Below are 13341 nucleotides of genomic sequence, written 5' to 3'. Positions count from 1 at the left end.
TTCAAGACAATACTCACTTCTCTATATACGCTGAGTTTGCCAGATCCCCTCTTTTTAGCCTTAATCCCAAACATATGCACATAAAGAAACCGAAAGCACCTAATCCATAAGCTGTTGTATAACCACTTTCCCCGATAATCCATCCTGCAAGTCCTGGTCCAATCATTTGACCAACTGCATAGAAAACGGATATAAAACTAATTGCCATTGAGACATATTTCGGAGATACTTGCTTTGAAGCAGCAACTTGAATTAATAAAAGGATACCTCCGAGGCTGGAACCCCAAATAATTGCCGACATGATAAAGCCAATGATATGTCCAAATATAATTGGAATCATATCACCTATTACAGCTAATAAAAGTGCAATACATAACGTCTTCTTTATACCAATCCGATCCGAAATCAATCCCCAGACAGGAGCTCCTACGATTGAAAACATTCCTGCAATCGCATAAACAGTTCCCGAAATTGATGCCGCAATACCATTATTAATCATAAAACTAGTTTGATATAAATTTGGAATTAAATAAACAACGCCCACAATAAAATACATCCATGCAATGATGTATAACTCTTTCGTTTTCCATAAAAACGACTTATTATTCCTTTCCCCCTCATCTTCAGTAACTTCTGGATTTTTCAAAACAATTGAGGCAACGAATACAACAATACATGTAATAACGCCAAACAAAAGCCATGAACCACGCCAACTATACTCTGGAAATATACGTACTATATAAGGAACAATTATTCCACTAAATAGCATGCCTATGCCAGCACCGCTTAATAACAGCCCCATTGCAGTTCCTCTTTTTTCTGGAAACCATCCTACTGTTATTGACATGAGTGGTGTATATACAAGAGCACTTCCAGCTCCAGAACATAGCATACAAATAGAGGCTATCCAAAATGAGGAAACAAATGCTAATCCTATTAAACTTATAACGACGAGCCAACTCCCTATTAATAAAACTGATTTTGCTCCAAAACGGATAGTAAGTATTCCAGATGTTCCGACTGTTAATAAATACCCTAAAAAGAGTATAGTTCCTAACATACCTGATTGAGCTGTAGACAAACTGAGTCCTTCCTGCATAAATGGCAATATAATTCCATATGCCATACGAGCAAATCCAGTCGTGGTTATAATAAGAAACATCCCTGTTAATACAAATAGCCAAAAATGACTTTCATTCCGCTCTTTCATTTAAATTCCTCCATAAAAAGTTATTTCCAATTGGATGTTGTTTGTAATTATAATGACCATTACAAAAAGCAACTACCAAATGACGGAGGAATTTACGGTATAGCGGATTATTCCTGTTTTACGTTAATAAATACGTAAAAGTTTTGATGGATTCATTCCATATTTTTTACGAAATAACTCTGAAAAATGACTGACATTATTGTATCCAACTGCAAATGCCGTTTCGGTCACATTACTATTTCCCGAACGTAGTAAATCTATCGCATGTTCCATACGTTTCTCTCGTAAATATGCAAATGTGGACATCCCAAATAATTCTTTAAATCCAATTTTTAATTTATAATCATTTAATCCTACTATTTTAGCCAATTCTAATAATGATGGGGGTGATTCCATTCGTTGAAGTAAAATTTCTTCAGCCTGTTTTATTTTATTCAAATCCTTTTTTGATAATTGACTCCTTTTATTTGCGTCACAATCATTAAGCAACACTCTCCCAAAATGTATAGAAAGCAATTCGAGCGCTTTACTTTCTAATTCTAGTTGACTAATACGATCCTTTTGGGGATGCTCTATCATTCTCTTAATAAGATTAGATGTTATAGAATCAATTGGATTTTGAAACTTTTTAAAAGATTGATTTCCTAATATAGAATGAAAATCAAGACTTTTTTCAATAGCATTATTCATCATGAAATGATTAAACAATTGTACAGGAATCCCAATCGCTAATGAATATAGAGGCGTTTCTTTTTCATATTCAAATAATACATCAAAATCATTCATAAAATATAAATAGCTATTTCCATTCATTAATTCATACGAAGAATGACCAACTTGCACTCCTCCGAACCCTTGTAAACAAAAATTAAGCTCCACCATTGCTGCATCAGATGCAAACTGGATGCGATGATTTTTATGAAATTGATAATTTGATAACACAATTTCCATTCCTGAAAATGAAGTCCATCTTCGTATTTCACCCTTACCTATTGTTTTGGGCATATTCATATGTTTTTCCTCTACAACTTGTAAACCATGAAAGTATTTATGAAAAATATCATGAAAACCGTTAGTCTTCATGAAATCCACACTCCTTTTATATAAAACTAAAATTTAATTGATAATTATTTTCAATTATAACAAATATCCTTATACAATAAATAGATTTTATCCCCATAACTCGTTATGATAAAAGAAAAAGAAAGCGAGCGACCAATGAATAAAAAAATCGCGGTTATTACAGGGGCATCAAGTGGATTCGGACTATTAACGACACTTGAACTTGCGAAAAAAGACTATTTAGTCATTGCTACAATGCGACATCTTGAAAAACAAGTTGAATTAATATCTCAAGCTACTAAACTCAACTTACAACAACATATACAAGTACAACAATTAGATGTAACAGATCAAAATTCTATACATAACTTCCAATTATTTTTAAAAGAAATAAACAGAATAGACCTACTTATAAATAATGCAGGATATGCAACTGGGGGCTTTATAGAAGAACTCCCTGTAGAGGACTACCGAAAACAATTTGAAACGAATCTTTTTGGAGCTATATCAATCACTCAGCTTGTTTTACCATTTATGAGAGAACAGAAAAGTGGAAAAATCATTAATATAAGCAGCATTAGCGGTCAAGTCGGATTCCCTGGACTATCTCCTTACGTTTCTTCAAAATATGCATTAGAAGGCTGGAGTGAATCACTTCGCTTAGAAGTAAAGCCTTTCGGAATAGACGTTGCCTTACTTGAACCTGGTTCTTATAATACGAACATATGGGAAGTTGGGAAACAATTAGCTGAAAACCAATCTGATACAACCTCTCCTTACAAAGAATATATGGATAAAATACAAAAGCACATAAACAATGGCAACGATACACTTGGTAATCCGATAGATGTTGCAAATAAAATCGTAGAAATTGCTGAAGCAAGGCGTACTACATTACGATACCCAATTGGGAAAGGTGTAAAATTTATGATCTTTGCGAAGAAGGTTCTTCCTTGGAGATTGTGGGAGTTTCTTGTATTGAGGAGCTTTAAGAAAATGTAATTTTCACACGAATAGTAACCATTTATCACCTTTCAGATAAATGGTTACTATTTACTTTATGATCTCAACATCTGTACCATCAATACCTATTATTATAAGTGATTTCTCTTTATATTTTTCACGAATCCATTTTAAAATTACGGTTAAATCCAACATAATCCATCCCCTTATATCTCTTGCATCAATATTTTTTTATTATGTAGCAGGTGGAACGAAGTAAAATAGCATCGAAGTCATAAAAATAAATGCAAATAATCCAATTATCGAAAAAATATATTCTTTCGATTCTCTATCATACTTCCATTCCATCCATGTCCTTAGGATCCACGTAACCCCTAAATAAGTGAAAATGATAAACCAAATATTAGTGCTTTCGAATTTAAAGATGTAAATAAAACTAGTTATTAAATAAACAAAAAGCAGTCCTATTTCCAATTTTTTATGTAAGCTATTTACATATTTATTATATCCCCAAAACCCGCTCTTTGGCATATTCAATTTTTTTCTTAAAAATCGATCCAAAAAGTAGCCCGCTATACAAAAAACAAAAATTATAATCCAAAATGTATAGGTTCTCAATATCATTCCTCCTATTACTTCATTGAATTGTTTAAAATAAAGTGGACTATATTAACGGTTATTGAACGAGTATTCTTGAATGATCTTCATTAAAAATGATCACTTCTGCACGTAATAAAGGTCTTTTTATTTCTTCTCTCCTTCTTGCCTTAAATTTATACTATATTAAAGGAAGAAATATAGTATGAACCCTGTTATTATTAATGCTGCAACTCCTAATAATGAAATCAAAAACTCCCGCGATTCCTTATCATATTTCCACTCCATATATGATTGAAATCCATATAACGTAATAAAAAATAAAAGAGGTACATAGCCCATATATATACGATTTGGAAGAAAAGTGCTTATAGCAATAACAACTATATAAGAGGAAATGATAATTCTATTTCCCCACTTATGTGTATCATTCACATATTGGTTATTCCATCCTTTTTGTTTCGGTATATTTAACTGTCTTCTCGCTATTCTTTCAAAAACCAATAAAGATAGCACCCATAAAATTAATAAGGATATTTTTGTAACTGACAGAAAACCCTCTCCTTTTTATTTTTTCACTTTAATTTTCTCCGGCTGATCACTCGGATACGTAGCATTTGTTTTGTTTTCTAGGTCCCAACTAATAATGGTCGCACTATCTCGTCCTAATTGATGATGAACGTGTTCTAAAATATTGTGAACATTTTCTTTAAGCGCTATATTATTTTTATTCATATCACTGTATAGGTTTAATGGCGTTTCATAACGGCGTTCCCCGCATTCTAATACCCCATCTGTCACCATTACAATTCGATTCTTTCCAGTACGTAGTTCACGAATTCCTGAAGAATAGCAAGGAACGGGTAAATCAAATGTGTTTACATTTCCAATCCATTCGTAAAAGTGGCGTTGATTCAATGTATATTGTCCTAATTTATGTAATTCATCATGAAATACATAAACTAAGCAATCACCTATGGAAAGCCACCATATGTAATTTTCTTTTCTTACGCATATTAAGCAAGCAGTTTCACCTTTTACCCTTTCGCACTTTTCTTTAAATGAGCGGGATTGAAATATCGTAAGTATATAATTTTCAACAGATCGAAATACGGTTTCAATTGATTCTTTCATAATCACTTTTATATTTTCATATTCTTTTTGGATTGTATGTACTACTAAATCCACACTTTCTGTACTATTATGTCCGTCTAATATAACGGCGAATTCCCAATCACCATTCGACAAAACTAATGCACCGTCTTCATTCTTTTTTGCTCCGGCACTTATATTCCCGCCGTATCTACCAAGTACGATATCACCATATTGCTTTACTGAAACTTCGTCTAAACACATTTCCCTACTTCCAACCCATGAATATTGTGTATTATTTGTTGTATGCATACTCATTTACCATATACTTTCGTATTCTTTCGCATAGTTTTTTAATTTTCTCTGAATCTCCATGTGGTGCACCAGTCCAATTTGCTACTTCAGTCGGTGACCAAAACTCTTTTGGTGTATTTGGATAACGCGGTATAATGTGCATATGCATATGTGGTACACCATTACCTGAAACGAAAGTATAAATATGTTCTGCTCCTTCGCTTTCTTTAAGCGCTTTACTTACTCTACTTGTTATCAGTCCGAATGCCTTTGCCTCATCTTCAGTTAATTCAGCGAGACCAGGTACATGTCTCTTTATATCAATCATTGCATAACCAAGATATGTTTCTTCTGCATCCCAATGGACATGTCCAACGTAAATGAGTTCATCTTCGTAAATAGCTCCACCTGGAACTGTAATGTTCCCTTTATGTTTTTCACAAATGAAGCAGTTTTGTTCTGCTTGATTGTGTATTGGCATATCCATCACCATCCTTTGCATATATAATATCATAAAAAAAGGAAAAATAGGTTTTATATTCCGAAAATTCAATCTCTTAAATCGATAATTTTCACATTAAAATAATTTACAACTCATTATTTCTTCAAAAGCGTAATCCCCATTCCAACTGCAATCCCAATCGCTATTCCGATTGCTATATGATCAGTAAATACACCAGGAATTACACCAATTACAACACCTATAGCGACACCAATTGTCATAGCATCATTTCTTTTTTTATTATTAGACAAAATAGCATCTCCTCTCATAATTTCTCCCCATATAATATCCATTTACATGAACGTTGCTGTCTCCTAATATATTTACTATTCCGCTTGAAAATTTCCAAAAAATGTACTTTATTACTTTTCCATTCCCCCTACATAATCCTCTTCGTTTGAAAGAATTTTCAAGTCACCATTACATATACATAGGCATTTACTATAAGAAAGATCAGTAATTTATTGAAGGAGGAACGATTCAAATGTATCCTCATTGGAATCCAAATATAAATCAACAATATGCTTACTCCCTCCATCCAGTAAGGAATACACTGCATTATGATTCGCAATACATGATGCAGCGCATCGCAAGTCTTGAAAGCCAATTAGCTAAATTGATCTCTTTAATCGAAGAAAATAATCATTTAATTAAATCAATGGAACAACAGCAAAACCAAGTTTGTGCACCAGCTGGAGGTTCTGTTATTGTTCGGATGTAATTCGAATTCAAAAAACACACTTTGTAGTATAAAGTGTGTTTTTTGAATTATTTTCTTTTTGTATAAAACCCTTGCGTAATTCGGTCTAATATAATCGCAATCACGACGATAGCTAGTCCAGCTTCAAATCCCATTCCGATATTTACTTGTGTTACAGAGCGATATACATCGACGCCAAGTCCTGGCGCTCCTACAAGTGAAGCTGTTACAACCATTGATAACGAAAGCATAATACTTTGATTCACGCCAGCCATGATCGTTCCGGTTGCGAGCGGTAATTGTACTTTAAATAATTTTTGTGATGCGGTAGAGCCAAATGCATTCGCAGCTTCAATTAAATCTTCTGGAACTTGTCTAATCCCTAAGTCTGTAAATCTGATTGTCGGTGGCATAGCAAAAATAACGGAAGCAATAATGCCTGGTACGACGCCTACTCCAAAAAATGTTATCGCGGGAATGAGATAGACGAATGCCGGCATTGTTTGCATAAAATCTAATGTCGGCTTTAAAAATTTTGAGAAACGTTCATTTTGAGATGCTAAAATGCCAATGGGAATGCCGATAATAATTGAAATAATAACTGACGTAAGTACGAGCGCTAATGTTTGCATCGTTTGTGCCCAGTAGTTAATATTTAAAATAAATAATAATCCGATGAGCGTAAAAATGACTAAAGATAATTTCCTCGTTGTGTACCAAATGAGGAAACATAAGATGATAATCATCACTATGGCTGGTATTATTGTTAAAAAATTAGTGAGTAAATCAACAAATCCACCGATAATATAGGAGAATCCTCGGAACAAGCCTTCAAAGTGCTCATATAAACTTGCAACAAATGAATCGACCCATTCTCCTAATGGAATGCGCGGAATATTATTCATCGTCTTTCACCTCTTCCTCGATGTTTCCTGCAAGAGCTTGAATGACACTTTCACGTTTAATAATTCCTCTCAACCTTTTCTTTTCATCAATTACGGGTAATGGATATTTCATCTCCGCCATTTTTGCATACGTTTCTTCCAGTAATGTATCTAGATAAACGTGTGGAATATCGTTAAGTAATAAATCAGCAATTGGCCATTGTTTTTTCATTGCTTTACTTGCATCATCCGCTGTTAAAATACCTAAAAACTCATACTTTTTGTTCACAACATATACCGTAGAAACACCTGCATTTCTCATAATTTGCAGAGCTACACGCGGCCCACGATCGATTAATAACGTTTCTGGTCTTTTTAAAATAGATTCTGCCGTAATTACTTTTCCTAAATTCACATCCGCAACGAATTTCTCTACAAATTCATTTGCAGGGCTCATCATAATTTCTTCCGGTGTTCCAATTTGGACAATTTCTCCATCTTTCATTAATGCGATACGATCACCAATTCGAAGAGCTTCATCTAAATCATGTGTAATAAAAATAATTGTTTTTTCCATTTTATCTTGTAACTCTAACAATTCATCTTGCATTTCTTTTCGAATTAGTGGATCTAATGCACTAAATGACTCGTCCATTAGTAATACATCTGGATTATTCGTTAGTGCCCTTGCAATTCCAACACGCTGCTGCATACCACCACTAAGTTGACTAGGGTAATTATCTTTATGATGATCGAGTCCTACTAACTGTAGCGATTCTAACGCCTTATTTTCTCGTTCCTCTACTGGAACTCCTTGAATTTCTAACCCGTACGCAACGTTTTGTATTACCGTACGATGTGGAAATAAAGCAAACTTCTGAAAAACCATACTCATTTTCGTCCTTCTTACTCTTCGCAATTCTTCTTTTCCCATCGTTGCGATGTCTTCACCATCTATGTATATATGCCCGGCTGTCGGTTTGATTAATTGATTTAGCATTCGAACTAGCGTTGATTTCCCACTACCAGACAAACCCATAATAACGAAAATTTCTCCAGTGTATACTTCAAACGTTGCCTTTTTCACACCAACGTTCATTCCTGTCTCCTTTAAAATTTCCGATTTGCTTTTTCCTTCTTTTAATAAGGTAAGCGCTCGTTGCGGATGTTTCCCAAAGACTTTTGTTACATTTTCAACACGTACCTTTGTATTATCCATGTCACTACTCCTTTTCTACCCATCTATTTACATAGTGTTGCGATTTTACAGAGAAATATTACATAAAAATGACATATATAAGATTTCTTTAAAAATTCTTGTTTCCGTTCATAATAAGAAGGTTCACTTATAGATTAATTTATAAAAAGCAAAAGCTTCACAGGAGGTTTTGAATGCGAAAAAAAATATGGATTATAAGTCTGTTACTATTTATTAGTATGATTTTCACTTCTTGTAATGCAACAAATGCAAATTCGAAAGGAAAAATTAAACTTGGTGTAACAAGTTGGAAAGAAAATATCGCAACCGCAAATATGTGGAAAGTTTTATTAGAAGAAAAAGGCTATAAAGTTGAACTCATGTATTTAGAAAAAGCTGCGATATGGACTGGCGTCGCACGTGGTGATGTTGATGCGAATCTAGAAGTATGGCTTCCTGTTACGGATAAACCATTAAATGCTCGCTATAAAAATGACATTGTTTTAAAATCAAAATGGTATGAAGGTACCGGGCTTGGTTTAGTCGTCCCTTCTTATGTGAAAAACGTTAACAGTATTGAAGATTTAAATGCACATAAAGATGAGCTAGATAATAAAATTGTTGGGATTGAACCTGGCAGTAGCCTGATGAATTTAACGGATAAAGCAATGAAGGCATATGATATAAAACTAAAACTTGTCCAATCTTCAGAAGCTGCGATGATGAGCGAACTAAAGAAGGCATATACGAAAAAGAAACCAATCGCTGTTACGCTTTGGAATCCTCATTGGGGCTTTTCAGAATTCGATTTAAAATATTTAAAAGACCCTAAGAAAGTATATGGTGAAAAAGATGACATTTATTACTCCGTTCGTAAAGGTTTCGAAAAAGATCATCCTGATATTGTGAAATACTTTGACAAATGGAAAATGAGCGATGAACAACTAGGTACTTTAATGGTCATGCTAAATAAAACGAAAGATCCAGAAGAAGCCGCGCGAAAATGGATTAAAGAGAATCAAGCTTTAGTTGATGAATGGATAAAAGAATAAAGAATAACAAAAACAGGCTAGAGGATTTAGCATATTCTCTAGCCTGTTTTATGTTATTTTTTCTCAATAACTGCATCAACAATTCCATATTCCTTCGCTTCTACTGCCGTCATAAAATAATCTCTTTCTGTATCATGAGCTACCTTTTCTACTGGTTGCCCTGTTCGATCAGATATGATTTTGTTAATATCATGTTTTAACTTTAATATTCTTTTTGCTGTAATTTCAATCTCCGTTGCTTGCCCTTTTACACCGCCGAGCGGTTGATGAATCATGATTTCACTGTTAGGGAGCGCAAATCTTTTTCCCTTTGCGCCAGCTAATAGTAAAAGCGCACCAAATGATGCCGCAAAGCCCATACAAAGTGTTTGCACATCTGGTTTAATAAGGTTCATCGTATCTAATATTGCAAATCCCGCTGTCGTTGAACCGCCTGGACTATTGATATACAGGAATATATCTTTTTCTGCATCTTCCGCTTCTAAAAACAATAATTGTGCTACTACACTGCTTGCAACTTGATCGTTAATTTCTGAACCAATCATAATAATTCGGTCTTTTAATAATCTTGAATATATATCATAGGAGCGTTCTCCTAATTTCGTTTGTTCTATTACGTAAGGAATTACACTCATTATAAATCCCTCCATCTGTTTTATGCCGCATTAAGCATACAACTGTAAGAATAAGGTTTTTTCATACTGAATAATAACACCGGTTGTATTGATGGTAACTTAGTGAAATCTATTGTTGGGAGAAGTTTCGTCAACAATTCAGGTCTTTCTTCTCGAATAGAAGTTACAACGATTTCAACATCATCCGTGTACTCCACTATTTCAATACCCTCTTCACTTACAGTTTTCAGCCTATTTCTACTCCTAAATAACGATGCTTTCACTGCACCTTCTGATACCGAACATACTTTAGCAATATCCGCGATACTATATTGAAAAACATCCTTTAATAATAAAATTACAGATTGTTGCACATTTAACGAAGATAATACTTTCCCTACCATTTCATGCAAATCTGCAATTTTTTCATGTGGTTCTTCAAATGTAATTTGTTCCTCTATTTTCTCTTGAACTGATTTTGACTTCATTTGGTCTAGCCACCGGTTTCTTGCTATTTTATACAGAAGCGTTATACAAATTTCCTTCTCACTATACTTTTGAAGAACTTTGCAAATTGCTTCTTGGGCAAGGTCTTCCCCATCCCATTTGTTTTTCGTCAAAAACGTACAGTATCTTTTTACCTCTGCATAATGTGTAATTAAAAAATTTATATTTGAATGATTCATATCGATATGATCCTTTAAAACCTGAGTTATTTTTGTGCACAAAATAACCACTCCTTTTCAGCGCTTACTTAATAAACGATTGAACAAATAAAAAAGTTACGGGGCTTATAATAAATTTTATGTTTATGTTCATGAATACGGGTCATAAATATGTTATATAGCATTTTACATGAGGAGGAATCAATTTGCCAAAATTAACAGTTGAAGGTACCGGAACTTTTGATGTTGAAGAAGGGACAAAACTAGTATTAGCACTTGAAGATAACGGTGTACACATTCTTCATCGTTGCGGTGGCAAAGCAAGATGTACAACTTGTAGAGTTGAAGTCATTGCAGGTGATTTTTGTGAGGCTACAAATGATGAAAAACAAGCTATTACGGAAAAAGGAATTGAAGACCACTTACGATTATCGTGCCAAATGCGTGTACATAAAGATATTACTGTTCGCCCAATACTTACAGTTGAAAGTTCCGGTTTAGATGCTGGACCACGTCCGGCGGAGTAAAATAATGAATTTAAAACAGCTAGCCGGTGAATATGCTGCTGGCTTTGTAAAAGATGGAATGAAGGTTGGACTTGGTACGGGTTCAACTGTATATTGGACAATACAAAAGTTAGGGAAACGTGTGCAAGAAGGTTTATCTATTCAAGCTGTACCGACATCAAAAGAAACTGAAGTATTAGCTAAACAACTATCTATTCCGTTAATCTCTTTAAATGAAACCGACATACTCGATCTTACAATCGATGGTGCAGATGAAATCAATAATGATTTACAATTAATAAAAGGTGGCGGTGGTGCATTACTTCGCGAAAAAATTGTTGCCGCCTCCTCTAAAGAACTTATTATTATTGCAGATGAATCCAAACTCGTTTCACACTTAGGTGCCTTTCCACTTCCTATTGAAATCATCCCCTTCTCTTGGAAGCAAACTGAAAAGAGAGTTCAATCTTTAGGTTGTGAAACACGTTTACGTATGAAAGATGGCAGACCATTTATAACTGATAACGGCAATTTAATTATTGATTGTATTTTTCCAAGCAAAATATTGAATCCAAATGATACAAATAAAGAGTTAAAGATGATTACTGGTGTAGTTGAAACAGGATTATTTATCAATATGACGAGTAAAGCGATCATCGGAACAAAAAACGGTATAAAAAAATATTGACCATTTTAAAGGCTGACTCTTGCAAGTCAGTTTTTTCTTTTATAGCATTACAGTATGATATACTATGAAAACACATTCATATCACACTAGAAAGGGCTGAACAATTTGCAATCAAAACTCATAACAGAACTTACTGATTTAGAAACTGCCTTTCACATTCGAAAAGAAGTGTTTGTAAAAGAGCAAGGTGTCCCTCTTGAGGATGAATTCGATACATATGACCAAATTGGCGAGACATGCAAACATATATTAGTTTATTATAATGAACTTCCTGTAGGAACTGGCCGTATACGTTTTGTGGACGGAATGGGTAAACTAGAAAGAATTTGTATTTTAAAAGACTATCGCAAATACGGATTAGGAAAAGTAATAATCCAAGCATTAGAAGAGATTGCTCGTAACAAAGAAGCAAACAAAGTTAAACTACACGGTCAAACACAAGCTGAAGGGTTTTATACAAAATTAGGCTATCAAACTTCTTCTGATGTATTTATGGAAGATGGAATTGCGCATATTCTTATGACGAAAGTGTTATCATAAGAAAAGGTGTTATATAAATCTGCATTATTGATTTATATAACACCTTTTCTGTATCCTATTCTAATTCTTCTATTTCATAAAGTGAAACTTTAATCAGTGGGGGTTTTGTTCATCCCCCACTGATTATTAGTTGAACCAATCGGGCGTTTACGGGCAGTTGATCTCCCACCTAACTTCTTTGCTCCACCTGAATTTTGAGGTGGGAGTTTTACTGCCCGTTAATGCGGGATAAAACTTATCATATTCTTCTCTGTATTGAAGTTTTAATTTTTCTATTAAACTTGCATCTGCTGAAATAATATCAATTACATCTGAATTTATATATAACAAATAAGTATCGTTATAAAAAGAAATATACGCTTGCTGACCACCATTTATGATATACTTGCAATACTTATATACTTCATCTTTATGTACACCTTTAATCGTAGTAAATATTATTGTACTTTTAAGATCATCATCGTCTACTTGCGTTTCTGTCCAATTTTTAATCTTCATGAATCTTCCGATTTTTGTTTTCTCATTTATTCTCTTACTTTTACCATATGTTATATAACCGGAAGTAAATGAAATATCAATTGCATCAGGACTTTTAAAAAGTTCAGTCAAAATCCCTCTTAATTTTCTCAAATTACCCTCAAATAATTCTGTGTCAAATCTAATTCTATTTTTCACCTCCACTTGGAAAAAGGGTGTAGCTCTCATATCATCAAAATTCACATTTAGTATTTTCATTCTTTCCATATAATCCATTCCTCGCTTCATATAGACACT

General features: G+C 33.9%; 18 protein-coding genes. 6 read left to right on the top strand and 12 right to left on the bottom strand.

The window, feature by feature from the left end:
* Positions 1–13 precede the first annotated feature (13 nt).
* Both MKX77_RS10690 and MKX77_RS10685 read right to left on the bottom strand, forming a co-directional pair.
* Positions 14–1210, bottom strand: a complete 1197-nt coding sequence (locus tag MKX77_RS10690; protein ID WP_341306593.1) for an MFS transporter — start codon at positions 1208–1210, stop codon at positions 14–16.
* 123 nt (positions 1211–1333) lie between these two features.
* Positions 1334–2293, bottom strand: a complete 960-nt coding sequence (locus MKX77_RS10685; RefSeq protein WP_341306592.1) for a helix-turn-helix domain-containing protein — start codon at positions 2291–2293, stop codon at positions 1334–1336.
* 135 nt (positions 2294–2428) lie between these two features.
* Here MKX77_RS10685 and MKX77_RS10680 point away from each other — a divergent pair, with 135 nt between their 5' ends.
* Positions 2429–3274, top strand: coding sequence for an oxidoreductase (locus MKX77_RS10680; RefSeq protein WP_341306591.1), 846 nt, complete (start codon positions 2429–2431; stop codon positions 3272–3274).
* Positions 3275–3469: 195 nt separating this feature from the next.
* Here MKX77_RS10680 and MKX77_RS10675 read toward each other — a convergent pair whose 3' ends face one another.
* The 5 genes from MKX77_RS10675 to MKX77_RS10655 all read right to left on the bottom strand — a co-directional run bounded on the left by MKX77_RS10675 (position 3470) and on the right by MKX77_RS10655 (position 5989).
* Positions 3470–3853 carry a DUF4181 domain-containing protein gene (locus MKX77_RS10675; RefSeq protein ID WP_215553301.1) on the bottom strand — a complete coding sequence of 128 codons (384 nt, stop codon included), beginning with the start codon at positions 3851–3853 and terminating at the stop codon, positions 3470–3472.
* A gap of 165 nt (positions 3854–4018) precedes the next feature.
* Complete coding sequence (locus tag MKX77_RS10670; protein ID WP_080784428.1) at positions 4019–4336, bottom strand: DUF4181 domain-containing protein; 318 nt, start codon at positions 4334–4336, stop codon at positions 4019–4021.
* Between the two features lie 63 nt (positions 4337–4399).
* A complete protein-coding gene (locus MKX77_RS10665; protein WP_341306590.1) occupies positions 4400–5236 on the bottom strand; it encodes a PP2C family serine/threonine-protein phosphatase in 837 nt (278 codons plus the stop codon).
* Positions 5220–5711, bottom strand: coding sequence for an HIT family protein (locus tag MKX77_RS10660; RefSeq protein ID WP_341307951.1), 492 nt, complete (start codon positions 5709–5711; stop codon positions 5220–5222). Before MKX77_RS10660 ends, MKX77_RS10665 begins: the two co-directional genes overlap by 17 nt.
* A 104-nt stretch (positions 5712–5815) precedes the next feature.
* Positions 5816–5989 carry a septum formation initiator gene (locus MKX77_RS10655; RefSeq protein WP_341306589.1) on the bottom strand — a complete coding sequence of 58 codons (174 nt, stop codon included), beginning with the start codon at positions 5987–5989 and terminating at the stop codon, positions 5816–5818.
* Positions 5990–6204: 215 nt separating this feature from the next.
* Here MKX77_RS10655 and MKX77_RS10650 point away from each other — a divergent pair, with 215 nt between their 5' ends.
* Positions 6205–6441: a hypothetical protein gene (locus tag MKX77_RS10650; protein WP_341306588.1), complete on the top strand. Its 237-nt coding sequence runs from the start codon at positions 6205–6207 to the stop codon at positions 6439–6441.
* A gap of 47 nt (positions 6442–6488) precedes the next feature.
* Here MKX77_RS10650 and MKX77_RS10645 read toward each other — a convergent pair whose 3' ends face one another.
* Together MKX77_RS10645 and MKX77_RS10640 are read right to left on the bottom strand one after the other, a co-directional pair.
* Positions 6489–7325, bottom strand: a complete 837-nt coding sequence (locus tag MKX77_RS10645) for an ABC transporter permease (protein ID WP_002127727.1) — start codon at positions 7323–7325, stop codon at positions 6489–6491.
* Positions 7318–8523, bottom strand: coding sequence for a quaternary amine ABC transporter ATP-binding protein (locus MKX77_RS10640; protein WP_002013036.1), 1206 nt, complete (start codon positions 8521–8523; stop codon positions 7318–7320). The genes MKX77_RS10645 and MKX77_RS10640 overlap by 8 nt, the downstream gene beginning before the upstream one ends.
* Before the next feature lie 173 nt (positions 8524–8696).
* Here MKX77_RS10640 and MKX77_RS10635 point away from each other — a divergent pair, with 173 nt between their 5' ends.
* Entirely contained in the window at positions 8697–9554 is an 858-nt protein-coding gene (locus MKX77_RS10635; RefSeq protein ID WP_341306587.1) for a glycine betaine ABC transporter substrate-binding protein, read from the top strand.
* A gap of 53 nt (positions 9555–9607) precedes the next feature.
* Here MKX77_RS10635 and clpP read toward each other — a convergent pair whose 3' ends face one another.
* Both clpP and MKX77_RS10625 read right to left on the bottom strand, forming a co-directional pair.
* Positions 9608–10189 carry an ATP-dependent Clp endopeptidase proteolytic subunit ClpP gene (gene clpP / locus MKX77_RS10630; RefSeq protein WP_002136712.1) on the bottom strand — a complete coding sequence of 194 codons (582 nt, stop codon included), beginning with the start codon at positions 10187–10189 and terminating at the stop codon, positions 9608–9610.
* Between the two features lie 20 nt (positions 10190–10209).
* Complete coding sequence (locus tag MKX77_RS10625) at positions 10210–10896, bottom strand: RNA polymerase subunit sigma-70 (protein WP_341306586.1); 687 nt, start codon at positions 10894–10896, stop codon at positions 10210–10212.
* A 143-nt stretch (positions 10897–11039) separates the two neighbouring features.
* Between MKX77_RS10625 and MKX77_RS10620 the strand changes: the two genes are divergently transcribed.
* From MKX77_RS10620 to MKX77_RS10610, 3 genes are all read left to right on the top strand, one after another.
* Positions 11040–11360, top strand: a complete 321-nt coding sequence (locus tag MKX77_RS10620) for a 2Fe-2S iron-sulfur cluster-binding protein (RefSeq protein ID WP_002147392.1) — start codon at positions 11040–11042, stop codon at positions 11358–11360.
* Positions 11361–11364: 4 nt separating this feature from the next.
* On the top strand, positions 11365–12027 hold the full coding sequence (gene rpiA / locus MKX77_RS10615) for a ribose-5-phosphate isomerase RpiA (protein ID WP_341306585.1): 663 nt from the start codon (positions 11365–11367) through the stop codon (positions 12025–12027).
* A 105-nt stretch (positions 12028–12132) separates the two neighbouring features.
* On the top strand, positions 12133–12567 hold the full coding sequence (locus MKX77_RS10610) for a GNAT family N-acetyltransferase (protein WP_341306584.1): 435 nt from the start codon (positions 12133–12135) through the stop codon (positions 12565–12567).
* A 147-nt stretch (positions 12568–12714) separates the two neighbouring features.
* Here the strand turns inward: MKX77_RS10610 and MKX77_RS10605 are convergent, their stop codons facing one another.
* Positions 12715–13311 (bottom strand): phosphatase, encoded by a 597-nt coding sequence (locus MKX77_RS10605; protein WP_341307950.1) that lies wholly within the window; start codon positions 13309–13311, stop codon positions 12715–12717.
* Between the last annotated feature and the right edge of the window lie 30 nt (positions 13312–13341).

This window comes from Bacillus sp. FSL R9-9410, assembly GCF_038050385.1.
GTDB lineage: Bacteria > Bacillota > Bacilli > Bacillales > Bacillaceae_G > Bacillus_A > Bacillus_A cereus_U.
The sequence above is the reverse complement of the archived record's forward strand: the minus strand, read 5'-3'. Positions and strand labels throughout refer to the sequence as shown.

Bases quoted from the DNA above. Each gene is read 5' to 3' on its own strand.
- rpiA (WP_341306585.1), top strand. From the start codon at position 11,365: ATGAATTTAAAACAGCTAGCCGGTGAATATGCTGCTGGCTTTGTAAAA.
- MKX77_RS10680 (WP_341306591.1), top strand. From the start codon at position 2,429: ATGAATAAAAAAATCGCGGTTATTACAGGGGCATCAAGTGGATTCGGA.
- MKX77_RS10650 (WP_341306588.1), top strand. From the start codon at position 6,205: ATGTATCCTCATTGGAATCCAAATATAAATCAACAATATGCTTACTCC.
- MKX77_RS10640 (WP_002013036.1), bottom strand. From the start codon at position 8,523: ATGGATAATACAAAGGTACGTGTTGAAAATGTAACAAAAGTCTTTGGG.
- MKX77_RS10665 (WP_341306590.1), bottom strand. From the start codon at position 5,236: ATGCATACAACAAATAATACACAATATTCATGGGTTGGAAGTAGGGAA.
- clpP (WP_002136712.1), bottom strand. From the start codon at position 10,189: ATGAGTGTAATTCCTTACGTAATAGAACAAACGAAATTAGGAGAACGC.
- MKX77_RS10685 (WP_341306592.1), bottom strand. From the start codon at position 2,293: ATGAAGACTAACGGTTTTCATGATATTTTTCATAAATACTTTCATGGT.
- MKX77_RS10660 (WP_341307951.1), bottom strand. From the start codon at position 5,711: ATGGTGATGGATATGCCAATACACAATCAAGCAGAACAAAACTGCTTC.
- MKX77_RS10655 (WP_341306589.1), bottom strand. From the start codon at position 5,989: ATGAGAGGAGATGCTATTTTGTCTAATAATAAAAAAAGAAATGATGCT.
- MKX77_RS10690 (WP_341306593.1), bottom strand. From the start codon at position 1,210: ATGAAAGAGCGGAATGAAAGTCATTTTTGGCTATTTGTATTAACAGGG.
- MKX77_RS10645 (WP_002127727.1), bottom strand. From the start codon at position 7,325: ATGAATAATATTCCGCGCATTCCATTAGGAGAATGGGTCGATTCATTT.
- MKX77_RS10635 (WP_341306587.1), top strand. From the start codon at position 8,697: ATGCGAAAAAAAATATGGATTATAAGTCTGTTACTATTTATTAGTATG.
- MKX77_RS10605 (WP_341307950.1), bottom strand. From the start codon at position 13,311: ATGGAAAGAATGAAAATACTAAATGTGAATTTTGATGATATGAGAGCT.